Here is an 18211-nt window from a genome sequence, read left to right as displayed (position 1 = left end):
AATTAAAGGAAGAAATTAGATGATTTCACTTAAGGCACATGCAAAGATTAATTTGTCTTTGGATGTTTTAAGCAGAAGAGATGATGGCTATCATACCCTTCAGATGATAATGCAGACGATACAGTTACATGATACTATAACCCTTGAAAAAATTCCATCAGGTGTGGAAATAATATGCGAGGCCCCCTATGTACCCGACAATAGTTCAAATATTGCATATAAGGCTGCTGAGGCAATGCTTCAGCAATATAACATACAAGCAGGAGTAAAGATAGAAATCACCAAGAAAATACCCGTGGCCGCAGGACTGGCAGGAGGGAGCACCGACGCTGCAGCAGTACTTAAGGGAATAAACATGCTTTTTGAGCTGGGCATAGAACCGGCTGAAATGATGCGGCTGGGAAAGACCATAGGAGCCGATGTCCCGTATTGCATCATGGGAGGAACAGCACTAGCCGAGGGAATAGGTGAAATTCTTACTTCCCTGCCTCCCGCTGGAAATATCCCTTTGCTGTTGGTAAAGCCCAGAATAGGAGTTTCTACTGCATGGGTTTATAAAAGCCTTGAGGTGAAAAAAATTACCGGGAAACCGGACACAAAATTGCTTATGTCGGCTATAAGTGCGGGAGATATAAGCACATTGGCACTAAATATGAAAAATGTTCTGGAAAGTGTCACTTGCAAAAGGTTTCCCGTTATTGAAAATATTAAAAAGGACTTGATAAGGCATGGAGCTCTCGGCAGCATGATGAGCGGCAGCGGACCAACTGTATTCGGGATATTTGAGGATGTTGAAAAAGCAGAATATGCATTTGATAAATTAAAAAACAGTAAACATGAGTGTATATTGACACATACCGTTTGATTAAGGAGGCAGCTATGGCAGGTAAATTGTCGAAAATAAACCTAAACGACTATAAGCCGTTGAGAGAGGTTATATTCAATTCATTAAGAGAAGCAATAATTATTGGAGAGCTTCGTCCGGGAGAAAGGTTGATGGAGGTGCAGCTTGCTGATAAAATGGGTGTCAGCAGAACGCCTGTCAGAGAAGCCATCCGAAAGCTGGAACTGGAAGGTCTCGTAGATATGATTCCCAGAAAGGGAGCACACGTAGCCGAACTGTCTGTGAAGGATATAATGGATGTACTTGAAGTCCGTGCTTCACTTGATGGTCTTGCCACTGCACTGGCGGCAGAGAGAATTACCGATGACGAGCTTAAGGAGCTTAAACACATAAACATTCAATTCTCCCAGTATATAGATAAGGAGAACCTCAACGGCTCCATTAAAAAGGATGCCGAGTTTCACGACATCATATACAGGGCTTCCAGAAACGACAAGCTTATTACGATACTCAACAACCTGAGGGAGCAGGTACAGCGTTTCAGAGTCATATATCTAAAGGATTACAGCAGCCCAAAGAATCTGATAAAGGAACACAACGATATATTTGACGCGATCAACTCCAGGGCCATAGAGTCGTCAAGAAGCCTGGCTAAATCACATATTCAAAATCAGGAGGCCACAATTCTGAATTCCATAAAAATGCAGAAGAATAAATAGAATCTGAACCACTATAAGCAGACTTTTTTTAAAATTTTGTATATAATTAATTGTATAATAAAAAAGTTTTTTAAATTTTAGCAGGCAAAGGATAACATATGTGGTTTAACGAATTTCTATCAAAGTATAAATCCGGGATTTCCCATGAATTTCTGTTTTATTTCAATGTAAAGGATTTAATGGACAATAACAGGAACATATACAGGTACATTGATGATGAATTTATAAAACAAAGAAATTTTGGTATAGTGGCTTTTTATGATATATCAAGAGGCCTGACCTTTTTGGAAGCATCCATGGAACGGGAATTTAACATGATTACCGGAAATGAAGTATCAAATCTTTTTCGCTCCATGCCCTCAAAATTATTTCCGTATATTGATATGGCCTTGAAAAATACTAAAATGGCACTATTCATTGATCATGCAGAAAAAATCGTGCCGGCGGGCGACCTGGGAAGCATGACTCTTGAAGAGAGAATGGCTCTCATATGGCTGTCTGAATGGTCGGTTAATGCAAGGATATCTTCTGTAGGAAGCACCATTTTCATGCTGGCGGACAACCTTGCAGATATCAGCAGGGAATTTCTGAAGCCGGCCTACCGCATTGAACCCATTCTGGTGGAACTGCCAGGGGAAGAAGAAAGAAAAAACTATATAAGCTTCCTTCTGGAGGATAAGACCACGCACTCTGAAATCTCCCTGGAGGAGTTTGCAAAGCTGTCATCAGGACTAAACCGGAAGAGCATAAAGGATATAAAGTTAAAGGCAGAGGCAGAGGGAGTCCCGATTACCTTTGAATTTATAAAGCAGAAGAAGCATGATGTCTTGCAGAAGGAGTATGGAGACGTACTTGAATTCATATACCCGGAAATAGGTTTTGAAGATCTGGGGGGTATGGATGCAGCCAAGGCATATCTGACAAAGAATATTATAGAACCTGTCAGGAGAGGGGATTCAAGACGCGTTCCCATGGGAATACTTTTATGTGGACCCTCCGGTACGGGAAAGACCCTTCTGGTAGAGGCCCTGGCAAAGTCGAGCGGTTTTAACTGTGTAAAAATAGATATGTCCAGGATACTGGGGCAGTATGTAGGTGAAAGTGAAAAAAACTTCAAGAAATGCCTTTTGGGTGCAAAATCCCAGGAGCCGGTCATAGTTTTTGTTGATGAAATAGACACTGCCTTCAGAAGAGGAGAAGCCGGAGATAACGGAGTGGGCAGAAATATTTTCAGTGAATTTTTACAGTTTACCGGTAATACAAATAATAGGGGTAGAATTATATTTATTGCAGCAACGAACAGGCCGGATTTGCTTGATGCAGCATTGAAACGTGCCGGAAGATTTGATAAGAAAATACCTGTTCTCTTACCTGAGCAGGAGGAGAGGGCGCAGATTTTCAAGATTATTATTGACAAATACAGGATATCTACAAATATTCAGGACTTTCTGCCTTTTGCAAAGCTGGCTGAAAACTATACGGGGGCTGAGATTGATACTGTTGTCAGGAAGGCATATGAGCTGGCCTGCAACAAAAAGGAAGACCGCCCTGTGATTACCGGACCAATTTTGAAAGACGCCCTGAAAAAGTGCAGACCCAGCACCCAGGATGTGGAGTTTATGACAGAGTTGGCTTTAGCTGAGTGCGATGATATAGACCTGCTTCCTAAAAAGTACTGGGTAAGATTTGAAAAGGTGTCAAAACAGGCATAATTATTAATAATTATGTTAAAATGATATTTACTTTAGGATATTTTTATTATAAATTTAAAGTAGGAATGCTATTGAAATGTAAGTTAAGCTTTTAAATACATTTACCAATTTTAAGGAGGAAGCGCTATGGGTTTATTTAGCAGACTTGGACAGATGTTCAGAGGGTTCTTCGGATTATTTGTCGGAGGATTGGAAGAGAGAAATCCCGAAGCATTGTTTGAAGATATTAAAAACCAGATTGATAAGGCAAGACGTGAAGCAGAGCAGCAGATAATTGAAATTCAGACAAGTGCGGAAATGATAAAAATAGAAATGAAAAATGCAGAAAGAAATCTTAATGCAATAAAGGCCAGGGTTGAATCTGCCCAGAGAACCGGCGACAGGGAGCTGCTTGTGGAACTTCTGGTTCAGGAAGAGGAATATCAGACAGTATTTGAAACCCATAAGGCAACCTATGAAAATGCAATGGTACAGGTTGAAAAGATAAGAGAGGATTATAAGATATTTGAATCTGAAATGAATGCAAAGCTTAATGAACTCAAAACTCTCAAATCACAGGCTAAAATGGCTAATCTCCGTGAGAATATAAACTCTGTGAATGCACAGTATACCTCAAAAAACAGCCGTGTTGGAAGTGTTAACGACAATCTGGACAGAGCCCGTGAGATAGTCAATAAAAAGACGGCAAGAGCAAATGCCGTTGAGTCTTTGAACAATGACAATATTGACATGAAGCTTAAAAGGCTGGATATGAATTCTGCGAGAGACAGGGCCAAAGCCAGGGCTGAAGCCATGCTGGGCGGAGATAACGGCGGCTTTGAGGTAAAGGAAAAGACCGAAAATAAAGCTTCAAACTAATATAGCAGCAGGAAGACAAAAAAATTGCCAAGGAATGAAGCTTAAGATGGAATCACTTATACGAAGAGCAAAAGAAGCCGATTTAGCTAGAATTACTGAGATTTATAATTGGGCGGTTGAGAACACAACTGCCTCATTTGATATTAGCCCTCAAACACTTGAACAGAGGGCTTCCTGGTTTTCACATTATAACGGCAGGCATCCTTTGCTTGTCAGCGAGCTTGATGGCAATGTGGCCGGGTATGCCTGTCTGTCGGAGTTCCGGGCAAAGGAAGGCTACAAGGATACCTGCGAGCTTTCCTTGTATGTTGACCCTGCATACTGGAGACAGGGAATAGGCTGGAAGCTCATGAAAGAGGTAATAGAAGCAGGCAGGGAAAAGGGGTTTCATGTAATAATCTCATGTATTACATCAGATAATGAGGTAAGCATAAAAATGCATGAAAGGTATGGCTTTGAGCTGTGCGGGCACTTAAAGGAGTCAGGCCATAAATTCGGTAAATATTTGGATTGTTTATTTTATCAGTTGTTTTTATAAAGTATTACTGATATCAAATAAAGGTTAGTTGAGGGAAATATGAACGGAAATTTATTTTATAGTTCAATATTCAGATTTAGGAACATTACTACATTAATTTTCTGGAGCGCATTGGTGTTTATTGTCAGCGGAGCGCCTGACCTTCAGGGAACAAGTATCAGCGGTATTGATATAAATACCCTGGCCACCGGAGCATATGGTGCCGGGGCTTTGGTATATGCCGCACTGGTGATTCAAAGCATGTTTAGCAGCAATTTCAAGGAAGAAGTGCAGCGTAAGGAAAAGAAAAGGGAAATAAACAGATTAAACAGGGAGTGCTCAAGAATGTATTCCCAGACAAGAAATTATGCTTCCCCAATTCAGAGACAAAAGCTGAGAAAGATAATGCAGGATAAGGATGATATTTTCAACTCTTTGAAGCGTGGAGACGGTCACAGCTATCTCAAAGAAAAAATTGTTGAAAAAAGTCTTAATCTTGTTATTTCATATACAAGGCTCATGACCAATTACTCAATCAGAAGCAAGGAATTATCTGAAATAAATATCAGCGACAGGATGAACAAGATAAATGCAAACCGCAGGAAGCTGAGTTTTATGAAAGACGATAGAATGTACGACGATATAAAAAGCATTATTGAAATGGATGAGCAGGTGATCAACAGGGTTAAGGATGAAAAAAATGAACTGGAAAGAATACATGCCAGACTGGACTATATAGAAAGCATGTTAAGCATGTTCAAGCACCAAATTGTTTCAAGCATTGAATCGGAAGAAATGGTTGAAAAGTTGGAAACTGCCGTAAATGAGGCAACGGCTCTTGACAACGTATTGCAGGAAAGAAGGCGTAATCAGATTAGAATGTGATAATCGTACAGAATGCTTGTCAGCCGGATCATTCTATGATCAAAACAATTTGAGGGGGCAGACCCATGGAAGGTACCACTATTTATTCTTCTCCGTTTATTGAAATTACCAGGCGAACTGATGGTTTTTATCTGCAATCTTTTAAAAAAGGACTAAATGTAGACGAATTCAATAAGATAATAGGTGCAAACCCTGAAATACAAATAAATAATTTTACGGTGATTAAAGAGGCTCTGGTTTTTGCTCCCCAGCCCTCCAGGAAATTTGCCTTATCAAAAGAGCGGATTGCCGTGGACATTTCAGGGGATGGCTTAAAGGCATTCATGACACTTAATGTTGGACAGGAAGAACTGGACGGGCCGGGCATAATTAAAGAGATTGTAGTGAAGCTGAATGAAAAGGGCGTTGTTTACGGAATAAAAAAGGAGGCCCTTTTAAATTTATGCTCAGGGAAGCCAATCCTTATAGCAGAAGGATTGGCGCCGGAAAATGGCAAGGACTCTCAGAATACATATTATCAACTGAAGGAGATAAAGCCGGAGGTCAAGGAAGACGGTAATGTTGACCATTATGAGTTAAACCTCATTAACATGATACAAAAGGGAGATTGGCTTGGTGAAAAAATACATGCAACTCCCGGAGTAGAAGGAAAAACAGTAAAGGGAACTCCCCTTAAGCCGATGCCGGGAAAAAATTATCCCCTGCTATATGATAAGAAGACTGTAACAGAGGTTGTGGAAGGAAATAAATCGACACTGTATGCCCTGAGAACGGGGGCGGTTTTCTTTCAGGGAGAAAGTGTGGGGGTGTCCAACCATCTGGAAATTAAAGAGAATATCGGTGTAAAGACGGGGAACCTGGATTTTGACGGCTACCTTACGGTAAAAGGAACTGTTGAGGATAATTACTCCGTCAGTTCCACAAAGGATATTGAAATTCTGGGTGAGTACGGCGTGGGCAGTGTTAAGGAGATAAGCAGCTCCGAAGGAAGCATATACATAAAAGGCGGTATTGCAGGAAGAGGAAAGACCACTATCAGGTGCAAGAAGAACCTGTATCTGAAGTATGTGGCAGATGCAGACATAATCTGCGACGGGAGCGTGCATGTTGGCTTCTATTGCCTCAACAGCAATATTACTGCCAGGGAAGTTATTCTGGATTCCATGAAGGGACAAATAATGGGAGGCAGCATAAATGCCGAGATCAGGGTAGTATCGGCAGTTGTGGGATCACCCAGCGAGAAGCGGACGATAGTAAGTGTCAGCGGTTTTGACAGGAATATTTTTAAAAATATACTCGATGAGTTAAATGAAAAGATAGATGATCTTAAAAGTGAGATTGCCAAATACAAGCAGCAGTTATCCATATTTTCAAATCTCTTTGATGTGGGGCAGCTCCGCAGAGAGCAATTTGACAGCATAAACGAAAAGTACGGTGCCTTAAAAGCAAGCCTGTCCGAGGCGGAGGAAAGCAAGAAGAACATGGTGAATTACCTGAAAGCCAAGGGCGAAGGTGAAATAACCATATTGAAAAAAGCCTTCCCCAATACCATGCTTGAAATCAAAAGGATGCAAAAGGAGATTCAAAAGCCAGTACTTAGAGTAAGTTATTACTATCATGAAGGTTCTATCAAGGAGATATAAAGGATAACTTAAGGGGGTAAAAGCCATATGATGTACCAATCTATTTTAAAGAGAATAGAAGATGAAAAAAAAGACGAAGCAATATCAGCGAAGCTATACAGGTATACAGGTTTGGTGCAAGCAATTGACTATTTCTCGCAGAAATTGGTTTTTGAGCAGATTATAGATGCTGCATTTGACTTTATAAATGAATTGCTTTTAGTTGACAGATCAGCAATATTTGTCTTGGAAGACGGGGCGTATTGCATTAAAAAGGCTAAAGGCTTTAATGGTACGTTGGAAAACATGCCCAAGACCACAGAGTTGGAAAACCTGGCAACCTTCAACGGGAATATTCTTTATGAGAGGGAAAAGGTCACAAAGTTTTTCAATCCCGAAAGCATAGACAGACTTGAAGTAAATGCTGCAGTTCCGCTCATAATCGAAGGAAATCTGTACGGCTTCATATTATTCCATAACAAAAATATCGGAGAAGACGATTATATAATATCCGAGGCCTTAATGAGGCTGATAAACAATGCCCTTGAGAACTTCAGCAGATATGAAAAGCTTGCCAGGGTAAACTCCGAGCTGGATGAAAAGATTTTTAACCTGTTTGCCATAAATCAGTCCTCAAAGATACTGCTCAGTGAATTGCGGATGGATGTTCTGTACAGTATTTCGGTGGATGTTTTTTCTGAGCTCACGCGAAGCAAGGTCACCGGTTTTGTACTTTTTGATGAAAGAGCCGAGAAATTTGCCTTAAAATCCTTCAAGGATGTTTTTTATAAATTGAAGGATATTCATATAGACCTGACTTTAAAAGAAGCTTCGGTTGTCAATCAGAACAAGTTAATTATAGACCTGACCAAGGAGGCGGACTGCAATTATATAGATAGCCTGTTTCCCGGTGCAACAGCCCAGTTGGAACAGTTGGAGGCAAAGTACATTGTTCTGATATTGAAGGAGCAGCAGATATTGGGGTTCGTTACCCTGAGCGAAACTGTCACCGAAAGTGAATACAGTGCCGGTATATTTGAGCTTATTGAAAGTCTGGCATCGTCTACCTTCACTGCCCTGAGCAATGCAAAGCTTTTCTCAATGGTAAATGAACAGAAGGCACTGATTCAGAAGAAGCTGGACAAGCTGATCTCTTTGAACAATTTGTCCAAGAATATCAGCAGTTCAATCAGGATTGACACCTTGCTGGAGACTTGTGCAAAGACCCTTGAAATATCCTTTAATGTTTCAAAGGGTATGCTGTGCCTTTATAAAAAGGAAGCCAACCAGTTCAAAATAGCAAATACTATAAATCTTGAGAGCTGCAGCACCAAGCCCGTTATTCCGAACCAGTACTGGAAGAGGCTTTTCGAGGGCGATACCGTTTATGCCATGGGTCAGGAGAACATAAAAAAGTATATGGGAGACGGTTTGGCCGGTGAAATCGGGGAAGCACAGGGTGTTCTGCTTATACCGGTTTATGTTGATATGCTGGAAATAGAAGTGCTTGGGGTAATGGCAATATTTAAATACCAGGATACCCAGCTTGACAACGAAGAGAACATGCTGATTATGGAGACCATAGCCGGAAATATTGCGCCTGTATTGAACAACCTTCTCATAATGCAGCTACAGCAAAGATTTATGCTCCCTAACTATATTGAAATGTTCAAAAAAGATCTTAAGGAAGAAGTAAAAAAGGCAATTGAATACAAGACGGATTTAACCGTGCTTCAGATAATGGATGAAAATGGCTCTGTATTTAAGGGGAATTCCATAATAAATAATTTGAAAACCTGTTTCAAAAACGTCTATCCCTTTTCTCCAAACAATATTTTTGTCATAGAAAATAACGGAGATAAAGAACTTGATGACAAAATTTCCACTTGTACCAATGGGAAAAAGCTTGTTATAAGGAAAATGAAGCTTGGAACTGAATTCAAGAGTTTTGCAGGCTTTTTCGAGTTATACAGATAATTGCAATTGATGGAAGGTGTGACATTGGAAATACTCATAGGAACCGATATAATTGAAGTCGAAAGGATACGGGCTTCATTGGATACCAAACTGAACGGTAAATTCTCAGCCAGGGTTTTTACACCTGAGGAGGTCAAGTACTGTGAAAGTAAAAGTGCATCCAAATATCAGAGCTATGCTGCAAGATTTGCAGGTAAGGAAGCTGTTTCAAAGGCATTTGGAACAGGCATAGGAGAAAATGCTCTTTTTAATGAGATAGAGATATTAAATGATAAGTGGGGCAAGCCATATGTGAATCTGTACGGCAGAGCAAAAAAATATTTTGAAACTCTTGGGGCGGCCTCCATCTCCATTACACTATCCCACTGCAAGGAGTATGCGGTTGCTTATGCAACAATTACAATAGATAAATAATAATTATTTATAGACTTTCTGGAGGCGTATTCCGGGAAGTTCTTGTTTAATATGGGGTTTGGACTTGATTTACGGAAGAGGTGGTTTCACGTGAAACAAATTTCTTTCCTGCATACGGCTGATTTGCACCTTGATTTGCCGTTCTCATCGCTGAGAAGTGATGAGAAGGCACAACTGAGAAGGAGTGAGATTGAATCCAGCCTGGACAGGATGGCAAGGAAGATACAGGAAGAAAAAATAAATCTGTTGATTATAAGCGGAGATTTATTTGAGGATAAATATATAAAAGGTACAACAGTTACAAAATTAAAAAATGTGTTTTCCGAACTATATGAAACTGAAATTGTTATAGCCCCGGGAAATCATGATCCCATTACTGAGAAGTCCTGTTATAAGAACACGTTTTGGGGCAGCAACGTACACATACTGGAGGACTCACGGAAGGTTCTGTATCTGGAAAAATACAATACCTGTATATACAGCCTTGGAGTAAAGAAGGATCTGAGGCTGGACTATGAAGAGATTCTTGATATGAATATCCGCCGGGACAGGTTCAACCTTTTGGTTTTCCACGGTACTGTAGATATGCCCTTCGGGGAGGACGACTATAATTCCATTACTTCAAAGGAATTACTGGCCCTGAATATGGATTATGTTGCTCTGGGGCACATGCATTGCTATTGCAGATACGGGAATGAAAAAACTACTATGATCAATCCCGGCAGCCCTGAGCCTTTGGGCTTCGACGAAGAGGGGGAGCATGGCTGTGTTAAGGGAGCAATCAGCATTTCGGAGGATAGCAGCAAGCATACGGAAATACAGTTCATTCCTCTGGCTTTAAGGCATTATCATAATATTCAGATAAATATAAGTGACTGCACAAGTGATGCAGAGGCAGTTGAAAGGATTGAGGAGTACCTCCGGCAGGGCCGGGTCAGCCACCTGCGCACCGGGGAAGAGCTTCCGCTTCTGAAAAGTGATGCATCAGGTGCAAGGCAGGGCAGCAGCAGGGACTTATATTCAATAGCACTTTCCGGATTTACCAGCAGAAGTTATTCCCCTGACCTGGCATATATACATGAAAAGCTGGAGAAGAAGCTTTTTTTTGTTAAACTAAAAAACCTTACATCTGCCAGGCTGGATTACGAACAGTTTCTGGAGGACCCTGGCATAAAGGGAGCGTTTATCCGGAGAATCCTGGACAGACTGGATATTGAGAGCTCTGCGGAAAAGCGGGATACTCTTTTTCTGGCCATGCAGTATGGGCTTCAGGCACTGGAAAACGAAAGGGTTGACTAATGAAGATCAGTAAGCTTTATTTAAAGGGTTTCGGAAAATTTGAAAATTTCGAATTTGACCCCATAAAAGGTATAAATGTCATATACGGTGACAATGAAAGTGGAAAGTCCACCATGATGGCTTTTATAAAAGCTGTCTTGTTCGGATTGAAAGGCGGCAGAGCTGATAAAGAGGGTATGCCTTCCGAAATTAAGAGATATAAGCCGTGGAGCGGTGAAAAATATGGAGGATACATAAATATTGAGCTGGAGAATTCCCGAAGATACAGGCTTGAAAGAGATTTTGACAATAACAGTGTAAAGCTTTATGATGAAGATTTTAATGATATCACCGGTACTTTCACAGGAAACAAGGATGGAAGCGGGATGGCTGAAAAGCTGATGGGGATTAATGAAAGCCTTTTTGAAAGAACCGTATTTATAAGACAGTTGGGAACCAGACTTGACGGGGCTTCTTCAAAGGACCTGATTGAGAGGATATCCAATATGGGGCAAAGCGGTTATGAAGACATATCCTACAAAAAGGCTCATTCGGCGCTGAAGGAAGCGCTGAAGTCACAGGTGGGCACAGGAAGAAGCTATACCCGGCCGTTGGACTTGATTGACAGAAGGCTTGAGGAATTGTTCCGGATGCAAAGGCAGAGCAAAGATAAGGCTATGCTCAGGTTGGAGTCAGAAGACAGGCTGAAGGAACTTGAGGCGGAAATAGCTGTTCTTTATGACCGGGAAAGGCTTTTAAGCCTTGCGTCGGAATTCAGCGAGGTTAAGGAAGAAATAGGACTTCAAAAAGAAAAACTTGAAGAAATACGTTTTCTTAATGAGGGATTACGAGTTCTGAAAAAAAATATCTCAGAGCTGACCAAGGAAAAGGAAGAGCTGGAAACGCAAATACGCGGGACAACCCTGGAAGAGGAACGGCTTTCTGAAGAATTGCGGGGATTGTGGAATAATGGGAATGAGAGTGCGATAGGAACCCTGGAAAGGCAGATAAGGTATATGGACATAGGTGAAATAGTCCTTTTGGCGGTATTGATAGGTACAGTCATAGGGGGCTTCATGGCAAAACTCATCCCTGTATCTGTTTCAGCCATACCCGCAGTAACTCTTATTGCAGCACTTTTATTCAGAAACTCACGTAAAAGAAACCTGAAGGAACTGCAGTGGGCGCAAGCTGAAGAGACCGGCAGGGAAAAGCTGCTGGAACAGCAGATGGAAAATGCCAAAAGAGGCAGAATAGCGGCAGAAAACCAACTGGACAGGACCACAGACCATTTGGAAGTGCAAAAGGTACAGTACCAGCAGCAAATCAACAGACTTGAGGATAAGCTTCAAATTACCGGGAGGCAGCACCTGGCGGAAATGGAAGGAAAAGCTGATGCCCTGTCATTTGAATTAATCCGGCTGCTTGAGGATAAGGCCCGGAGTTTGACAAGCAGCGAGGCCTGCCTGATAAATAGCGTGATTGAAAGCAGCACGGATATATTGGCACGGGAGCTGGACCTGGACCTGGCAAAGCAGTACTGCAGTGAACAGCTACAGAACAAGAGGCTTGAGAAATCCGCACTTGAGTACAAGCTTGGAGATTCCGGAGAGGAATTGAATGCTGATGCTCTGGAGCAGGAGATATACGGACTTACACAGCAGAAAAGGGCTCTGGAGCAAAGAGGAGAGGCCTTGAATATAGCCATGGAAACCCTGGAAGAGGCTTCCCGTGAGGTTCAGAAAAAATATCTGCCGGTGATGGGCAAGGTATTCGGCAGTACGTTTTCAGATATCACCTCCGGCAAATACTCAGATGTCAGAGCGGGAGACAATCTCAACATCATGCTGAATGACCCTTTGAGCAAAACCGTCATCCCTGTATCCGCACTTAGCAGCGGGACTATAGATCAGCTTTATCTGGCTTTAAGAGTGGCCATATCGGAAACAGTGATGAAGGGGAACGAGGTGCTGCCTGTTATCCTGGATGAACCATTTTCACAATATGATGACAGCAGAACGGAAAATGCGCTAAAGCTCATTGACAGACTGGGCAAAAGACAGCAGATAATAATTTTTACCTGCAAGCAGAGAGAGGTTGAGCTCATAAGCAATGTCTGCGGTCAGAGCGCATGCAAAATCTGTTCATTGACATAGCAGCAAAATAAAAATATAGTAGAATTAATAAATGTTTTTGTGAGGCAATATGGTGAAACAAAGGATTATACGTCCAGGAATTATATTTCTTATTTTTATATTATTACTTTCGGGCTGTGGCAGCAGGGATATTCCCGTAACCAAAAATGAACAGCTTTTGAGCGGCATTACCGAGCAGAATGCTGCGGTGATAACCGAGGCAGTTGTTGATATGTTCGATCAGCCTGATATTATGGGAGTCAGGCTGACACAGGTTCTATACAACCAGGTGGTTAAGGTGGTAAAGGAAGAGAACTCCTGGACCAATATCATGCTGCTGGATGGCAGTTCAGGCTGGGTAAAAAGTAAATATGTGAGCAGGAATACCCAAAGTGTTACAGATGGGAGCATCAGCAACCGGATAATTGTGACAGCCAAAACTGTGGATATTTATACCGGTGCAAATAATAGAGTAAAGTATAAACAGGTGGTGCTTGGAACCGAGCTGTATTCTACCGGCAAGACAAAAACCGGTTATGATGTCCTTTTACCCGATAACAGGAGAGGGTGGCTGGAAGACGGAGGAGTCATAGCTATTCCGATAAAGGATAATACAATCCCGAAAACAAGCAATGAGGATTTTGTCCAAACTGTTAAAAAATTTGAAGGTACTATATTTTTTATTGGTGGCTTAAGCAGGTGGGGAGCTGATTCCCCCGGGTTAATATATATATGCAGCAAGATAAATGGTGCCGAATTGCCAAGAGACCTTGAGAATATGAGCAAAACAGGCGCTGAGGTATCAATGCAGGATGTACGCCCGGGAGATTTACTGTTTTTTAGTTCAGACAGCCTTAAAAAGGATGTTTATGACGTAGGCGTATATTTGGGAGAGAATATGTTTATTCACTCCAGCACCTCCAGGGGCGTGATAGAGGAAACCCTGGAAGACAGCTATTTTAAGGATAGAATCTGTGTCATACGCAGAAATTTTTAAGCTCAGCCTGAAACCAGCTTACCCAGCAGACGGGCTATATCTGTTGCAGAGTGAGGCTTGCTCCAGAATCTGGAGTTTTCACGCATGGTGTTTAGCGTTACAGGATCGTTGGCAACCTTGGACAGCACGTTTATAAGCTGGCTGGAATCTTCTATCTTATTTGCAACGCCGCTCCTCAATAAAAAGTTTGCATTTCCCTCCTCCTGTCCCGGGATTGGAGAAATAATGAATATAGGGAGACCTTTGACCAAGGCTTCGGAGATAGTCATACCTCCGGGCTTTGTTATTAAGAGGTCGGAAATATCCATAAGCTCATTGATTTTATCTGTATAGCTCAATACGATGACTTTTTTCTTGCTTTTTACCGCACTTTGCTCCAGTTGGTTTTTAAGCTTTTGGTTTGTACCTGTCACGGCTATTATCTGGATATCTATGTCACAGTCAAGAAGTGAGGCCATGGCATTTTCTATATTGCCAAAGCCCATGCCACCACCCATAACAAGCACTGTAAATTTATTATCAAGTCCAAGCTCAAGCTTCAGCTTATTCTTGTCCGAACCCGTTAAAAACTTTGGAGAAACAGGGATACCATAGGGGAAAATTATGTTTCCCGGAATGCCTCTTTCCATCATTTCAGTTTTCATCAAATCATTTGCCACAATAAAGGCATCCATACCATTATCAAGCCAAAGAGAGTGTACAACATAGTCTGTAAGTACTGCCACAGCAGGGACAGACAGTTTTTTTCTCTCCTTCAGGGTAGAAAGCATCTGCATTGGAAAAGGATGGGTGCAAACAATTGCAGAAGGCTTGTATTCATTTATAAGGCTATTAAGCTTAAAGGCTAAAACTTTGTTGATGGCTTTACTGACATCATAAATGCCTGTACCCGAGCCGGAGGCTGTATACAAACGGCTGTATAAACCGGGGCTTCTTTTAAGGGCTCCAAGGTAACTGCCCACCACAATTTTATCAATAACAGGATTTATATATTTTAATGTATCAAAAACATCCACCGACCAGCCTGGAAACTGCTTTTCGATTGACTCCTTCAAGGCCTCGGCAGCTTTCATGTGCCCTGTTCCGACAGAAACGTACAGTATCAATACCCTCATAATGTTCTCCACATAAATAATAAATATAAAGCTATATCATATAGATTTTTAACATTATGCCCTGGATTAATACGCGGATATTCAAATATAAGCAAATTAACAGATCATTATCTGTAAAAGGGATTTGTTCATAAATTGGTTTTAACAAAACAATTTAGTACTTTATATTAGTTTACGAATATTTTAACAGCCATTAACTCAAAATAACATTGCAGACTTAAAGTGTTTTCTGCTTGAAGTACCGGAATGAATCAATAAACTGTTAAGCTCTATTGTAAATTTGGAAGGAGGTACAAGCTTGAAAAGGCACATAAAGTTTTTTGCTTTTTGTTTAGTAGTTATTTTCAGTCTTACTCTTCTGGGTCAAGGCTCAATACATTATACCAGCACCGCTTCAGACTTGAAACTGGGTGACAAGGGACAGGATGTAAAAAATATGCAGCAGGAATTGAAAAACTGGGGTTATTATGATGGAGAGGTAAATGGACTTTTTGGATATGACACTTTTGCTTCAGTACTTAAATACCAGAGGAATTATGGTTTTCGTGCCAGTGGCATAGCAGACCGGAACACACTTCTATCAATGGGACTTGGCAAATTTGTTGAAACCGGAACAGCCTATGCTGCCTCCAAAAAAGTTACCGACGAGCAGTTACTTGCCAGAGTTATAAACGGAGAGGCAAGGGGAGAGCCCTTTGAAGGACAGGTTGCCGTTGGAGCAATAGTCCTCAATAGAGTTAAAAATTCAAAGTTTCCTAAAACCATGGCGGGTGTCATATACCAGCCAGGAGCATTTACTGCCGTAGCTGACGGACAGATCAATGTGGCCATAAATCCGAAATCCACCGTAGTAAAAGCTGCCAGAGACGCACTTGCAGGCTGGGATCCAACGGATGGCTGCCTGTATTACTGGAATCCTGCAACAGCTACCAGTAAGTGGATATGGTCCAGAAAAGTCAAATTAAAAATTGGAAAGCACTGGTTTGGGATATGAAAGAGGAGGTGTATCTAGTTGGAACAGGGCGAATATGAAAACATGAACTATCATAATGACGGATGGAAAAAGAGAAGGCGCATGTCGTGGGCGCTGCCCATTGCCATCGTGGCCGTTCTTGCACTGGCGGGAGTATCCACATGGGGATATTTTCAAAACCGGCAGCTTATGGATTTGCGTATTATGATGGAAAACCAATATAGCAGGGCATTTCTTGATCTTAACGAATATGTGGACAATCTTGAGGTGCTGTTGGCTAAATCCATGGTTACCTCCACCACAAGAGGTACGTCCACTATGCTGGAAGAAGTATGGAGACAGGCTAATCTTGCACAGACAAATATGGGACAGCTTCCGGTAACTCCTCCCATACTTGAAAAAACCTCAAACTTTTTAACTCAGGTGGGGGATATGGCCTATGCATATAATACCAAAACAATGAACGGTATGCCTTTAAGTGATGATGAATACGGGATACTTCAAAAAATGCATGGTTACGCACTATCCCTGCAAAACAGCCTCCACGGCATAGAAGAGCAGATAAATAACGGAAAAATGAGCTGGGGTACCGCCGGAGGGCCCAGACAGCTCAAGAGCCAGAACAGTAAATATATTCAGACCACACAGTTTGAAAATGTTGATAAGAACTTTCAGGAGTATCCGTCTATGATATATGACGGACCTTATTCGGATCACATGCTGAAAGTCAAGCCTGTAGGCCTTAAGGATACAAAGGTGGAGGTCGGCAAGGCAGAAGAAATCGTACGCAAGCTCATAGGAAATGACAAAATTGCAAGTGTTGAGCGGCTGGAAAATAATAATGAGGGAAGTATTAAAACCTTCCGTTTCAAAGTAAAATATAAGAACTCTGATGATAACGGAAGTGCCGAGGTAGATATAACCCAGCAGGGAGGGCAGCTATACTGGATGCTCAGGGACAGAAGCGTACAGGATGCAAAGCTTTCCATGGAGGCGGCAAAGAAGGCGGCACAGAGCTTTCTGAAAAAAAATGGCTTCGCCAGTATGAAGGATACCTACTATATGAGAATTGACGGTATAGCGACCATCTGCTATGCATATGAGCAGGAGGGTGCAATTGTCTATCCGGATCTGGTAAAGGTCAAAGTAGCCCTTGACAATGGGGAAGTACTGGGAGTTGAATCAAAAGGCTATCTTTACAATCACAAGGTCAGAAATATTCCTGCCACCAAGCTTACCCTTGAACAGGCCAGAAAGCAGATAAACGGCAGGCTTAAGATTGAAAAGCAAGGCAAGGCCATAATACCGACCGATTTTAAAACCGAAAGGTATTGCTACGAGTTTCAGGGAACTGTCGGAGATCAAAAATTCCTATTATATATTAATGCTTTGACCGGGGCAGAGGAAGATATTCTGATGCTTGTAAGCACTGATGAGGGGTCTTTGACAATGTAGCCAGGAAAACGGAGCCAAGGGTACAGACGGGTTTTCCAAAAATATGTCTGTACCCTTTGTGCTGCACTGAAATCTCTTTCTTTTTTACGATTGAATAACTTACTGTAATTCTGCATCAAATATTGACTGAGAAACAGTTTTTCTATAAAATATAGTTAGGATTCTAATAATTAGACTTCTAACTATATTGTTTATACTATAAATTTTTATATACCAAAAGGGATATAATTTCAAGAAAGGGAGTTTTTATATGATAAGTCAAAGAGAATTGAACCTTTTGCTTATAAAGGTAGGAGCAGTACATAAAAGAAGGTCCGCATATGAATTTATGAAACAGGACCTCACAGCGGGGCAGCCAAGGATGCTCAATTACCTTTTTGAACACAACGGCAGTATCCAGAGAGAGATAGCAGAAGCCTGCTACCTTGAGCCCGCATCTGTTACCAGTGTGCTAAACAGTATGGAGAGGTCCGGGCTCATTGAAAAAAAACCGGACAGAGGGGATAAAAGAGCCCTTGAAGTGTGGCTTACCGAAAAAGGGCTGGCTAAAAAGAAGGATGTGGATGCCATATTTACTGCAATGGCTGATGAATGCTTCAAAGGATTTACTGATGAAGAAAAGCAGATGGCCGGAAGTTTTTTAACAAGGATATTTAAAAATATGCTGGACTGTAAACCGCAGGAATGGCCGGCATAGGGGGAATACTTGC

General features: G+C 41.5%; 16 protein-coding genes. 15 read left to right on the top strand and 1 reads right to left on the bottom strand.

Annotation, left to right across the window (positions count from 1 at the left end; all coding sequences use genetic code 11):
• Positions 1-22 precede the first annotated feature (22 nt).
• The 12 genes from ispE to CLHUN_RS03495 all read left to right on the top strand — a co-directional run bounded on the left by ispE (position 23) and on the right by CLHUN_RS03495 (position 13958).
• A complete protein-coding gene (gene ispE / locus CLHUN_RS03550) occupies positions 23-865 on the top strand; it encodes a 4-(cytidine 5'-diphospho)-2-C-methyl-D-erythritol kinase (RefSeq protein WP_479692018.1) in 843 nt (280 codons plus the stop codon).
• A 14-nt stretch (positions 866-879) separates the two neighbouring features.
• Positions 880-1563: a GntR family transcriptional regulator gene (locus CLHUN_RS03545; RefSeq protein WP_080063183.1), complete on the top strand. Its 684-nt coding sequence runs from the start codon at positions 880-882 to the stop codon at positions 1561-1563.
• A 98-nt stretch (positions 1564-1661) separates the two neighbouring features.
• A complete protein-coding gene (locus CLHUN_RS03540; RefSeq protein WP_080063182.1) occupies positions 1662-3275 on the top strand; it encodes an ATP-binding protein in 1614 nt (537 codons plus the stop codon).
• A 126-nt stretch (positions 3276-3401) separates the two neighbouring features.
• A complete protein-coding gene (locus CLHUN_RS03535) occupies positions 3402-4133 on the top strand; it encodes a PspA/IM30 family protein (RefSeq protein ID WP_080063181.1) in 732 nt (243 codons plus the stop codon).
• Positions 4134-4179: 46 nt separating this feature from the next.
• Entirely contained in the window at positions 4180-4671 is a 492-nt protein-coding gene (locus tag CLHUN_RS03530; protein WP_080063217.1) for a GNAT family N-acetyltransferase, read from the top strand.
• 39 nt (positions 4672-4710) lie between these two features.
• Positions 4711-5535 (top strand): hypothetical protein, encoded by an 825-nt coding sequence (locus tag CLHUN_RS03525; RefSeq protein ID WP_080063180.1) that lies wholly within the window; start codon positions 4711-4713, stop codon positions 5533-5535.
• A gap of 65 nt (positions 5536-5600) precedes the next feature.
• Complete coding sequence (locus CLHUN_RS03520; RefSeq protein WP_080063179.1) at positions 5601-7178, top strand: FapA family protein; 1578 nt, start codon at positions 5601-5603, stop codon at positions 7176-7178.
• Between the two features lie 27 nt (positions 7179-7205).
• Complete coding sequence (locus tag CLHUN_RS03515; protein ID WP_080063178.1) at positions 7206-9134, top strand: GAF domain-containing protein; 1929 nt, start codon at positions 7206-7208, stop codon at positions 9132-9134.
• Positions 9135-9152: 18 nt separating this feature from the next.
• Positions 9153-9548, top strand: coding sequence for a holo-ACP synthase (acpS, locus tag CLHUN_RS03510; protein ID WP_340148318.1), 396 nt, complete (start codon positions 9153-9155; stop codon positions 9546-9548).
• 90 nt (positions 9549-9638) lie between these two features.
• A complete protein-coding gene (locus CLHUN_RS03505; RefSeq protein WP_080063176.1) occupies positions 9639-10847 on the top strand; it encodes a metallophosphoesterase family protein in 1209 nt (402 codons plus the stop codon).
• The gene (locus CLHUN_RS03500) at positions 10847-12982 is read left to right on the top strand and encodes an ATP-binding protein (RefSeq protein WP_080063175.1); all 2136 of its coding nucleotides are present in this window, start codon (positions 10847-10849) and stop codon (positions 12980-12982) included. Before CLHUN_RS03505 ends, CLHUN_RS03500 begins: the two co-directional genes overlap by 1 nt.
• Before the next feature lie 49 nt (positions 12983-13031).
• Complete coding sequence (locus CLHUN_RS03495; RefSeq protein WP_080063174.1) at positions 13032-13958, top strand: C40 family peptidase; 927 nt, start codon at positions 13032-13034, stop codon at positions 13956-13958.
• A gap of 2 nt (positions 13959-13960) precedes the next feature.
• On the opposite strand, the gene CLHUN_RS03490 is transcribed toward CLHUN_RS03495, so the two are convergent.
• Positions 13961-15073, bottom strand: a complete 1113-nt coding sequence (locus CLHUN_RS03490) for an MGDG synthase family glycosyltransferase (protein WP_080063173.1) — start codon at positions 15071-15073, stop codon at positions 13961-13963.
• A 298-nt stretch (positions 15074-15371) separates the two neighbouring features.
• On the opposite strand from CLHUN_RS03490, the gene sleB reads away from it, so the two are divergent.
• The 3 genes from sleB to CLHUN_RS03475 all read left to right on the top strand — a co-directional run bounded on the left by sleB (position 15372) and on the right by CLHUN_RS03475 (position 18198).
• Positions 15372-16067: a spore cortex-lytic enzyme gene (sleB, locus tag CLHUN_RS03485; RefSeq protein WP_080063172.1), complete on the top strand. Its 696-nt coding sequence runs from the start codon at positions 15372-15374 to the stop codon at positions 16065-16067.
• Positions 16068-16085: 18 nt separating this feature from the next.
• Complete coding sequence (ypeB, locus tag CLHUN_RS03480) at positions 16086-17501, top strand: germination protein YpeB (RefSeq protein WP_242656426.1); 1416 nt, start codon at positions 16086-16088, stop codon at positions 17499-17501.
• A gap of 250 nt (positions 17502-17751) precedes the next feature.
• On the top strand, positions 17752-18198 hold the full coding sequence (locus CLHUN_RS03475) for a MarR family winged helix-turn-helix transcriptional regulator (protein ID WP_080063171.1): 447 nt from the start codon (positions 17752-17754) through the stop codon (positions 18196-18198).
• Positions 18199-18211 lie beyond the last annotated feature (13 nt).

It is taken from the genome of Ruminiclostridium hungatei, from assembly GCF_002051585.1.
Lineage (GTDB): Bacteria > Bacillota > Clostridia > Acetivibrionales > DSM-1351 > Ruminiclostridium > Ruminiclostridium hungatei.
Note: the sequence above shows the minus strand (reverse complement) of the source record. Positions and strands in the feature narration are given on the sequence as shown.

Excerpts from the sequence above, each read along its gene's own strand:
- CLHUN_RS03545 (WP_080063183.1), top strand. The coding sequence starts at position 880 with ATGGCAGGTAAATTGTCGAAAATAAACCTAAACGACTATAAGCCGTTG.
- CLHUN_RS03540 (WP_080063182.1), top strand. The coding sequence starts at position 1,662 with ATGTGGTTTAACGAATTTCTATCAAAGTATAAATCCGGGATTTCCCAT.
- CLHUN_RS03535 (WP_080063181.1), top strand. The coding sequence starts at position 3,402 with ATGGGTTTATTTAGCAGACTTGGACAGATGTTCAGAGGGTTCTTCGGA.
- CLHUN_RS03530 (WP_080063217.1), top strand. The coding sequence starts at position 4,180 with ATGGAATCACTTATACGAAGAGCAAAAGAAGCCGATTTAGCTAGAATT.
- CLHUN_RS03525 (WP_080063180.1), top strand. The coding sequence starts at position 4,711 with ATGAACGGAAATTTATTTTATAGTTCAATATTCAGATTTAGGAACATT.
- CLHUN_RS03520 (WP_080063179.1), top strand. The coding sequence starts at position 5,601 with ATGGAAGGTACCACTATTTATTCTTCTCCGTTTATTGAAATTACCAGG.
- CLHUN_RS03515 (WP_080063178.1), top strand. The coding sequence starts at position 7,206 with ATGATGTACCAATCTATTTTAAAGAGAATAGAAGATGAAAAAAAAGAC.
- CLHUN_RS03500 (WP_080063175.1), top strand. The coding sequence starts at position 10,847 with ATGAAGATCAGTAAGCTTTATTTAAAGGGTTTCGGAAAATTTGAAAAT.
- CLHUN_RS03495 (WP_080063174.1), top strand. The coding sequence starts at position 13,032 with ATGGTGAAACAAAGGATTATACGTCCAGGAATTATATTTCTTATTTTT.
- CLHUN_RS03490 (WP_080063173.1), bottom strand. The coding sequence starts at position 15,073 with ATGAGGGTATTGATACTGTACGTTTCTGTCGGAACAGGGCACATGAAA.
- CLHUN_RS03475 (WP_080063171.1), top strand. The coding sequence starts at position 17,752 with ATGATAAGTCAAAGAGAATTGAACCTTTTGCTTATAAAGGTAGGAGCA.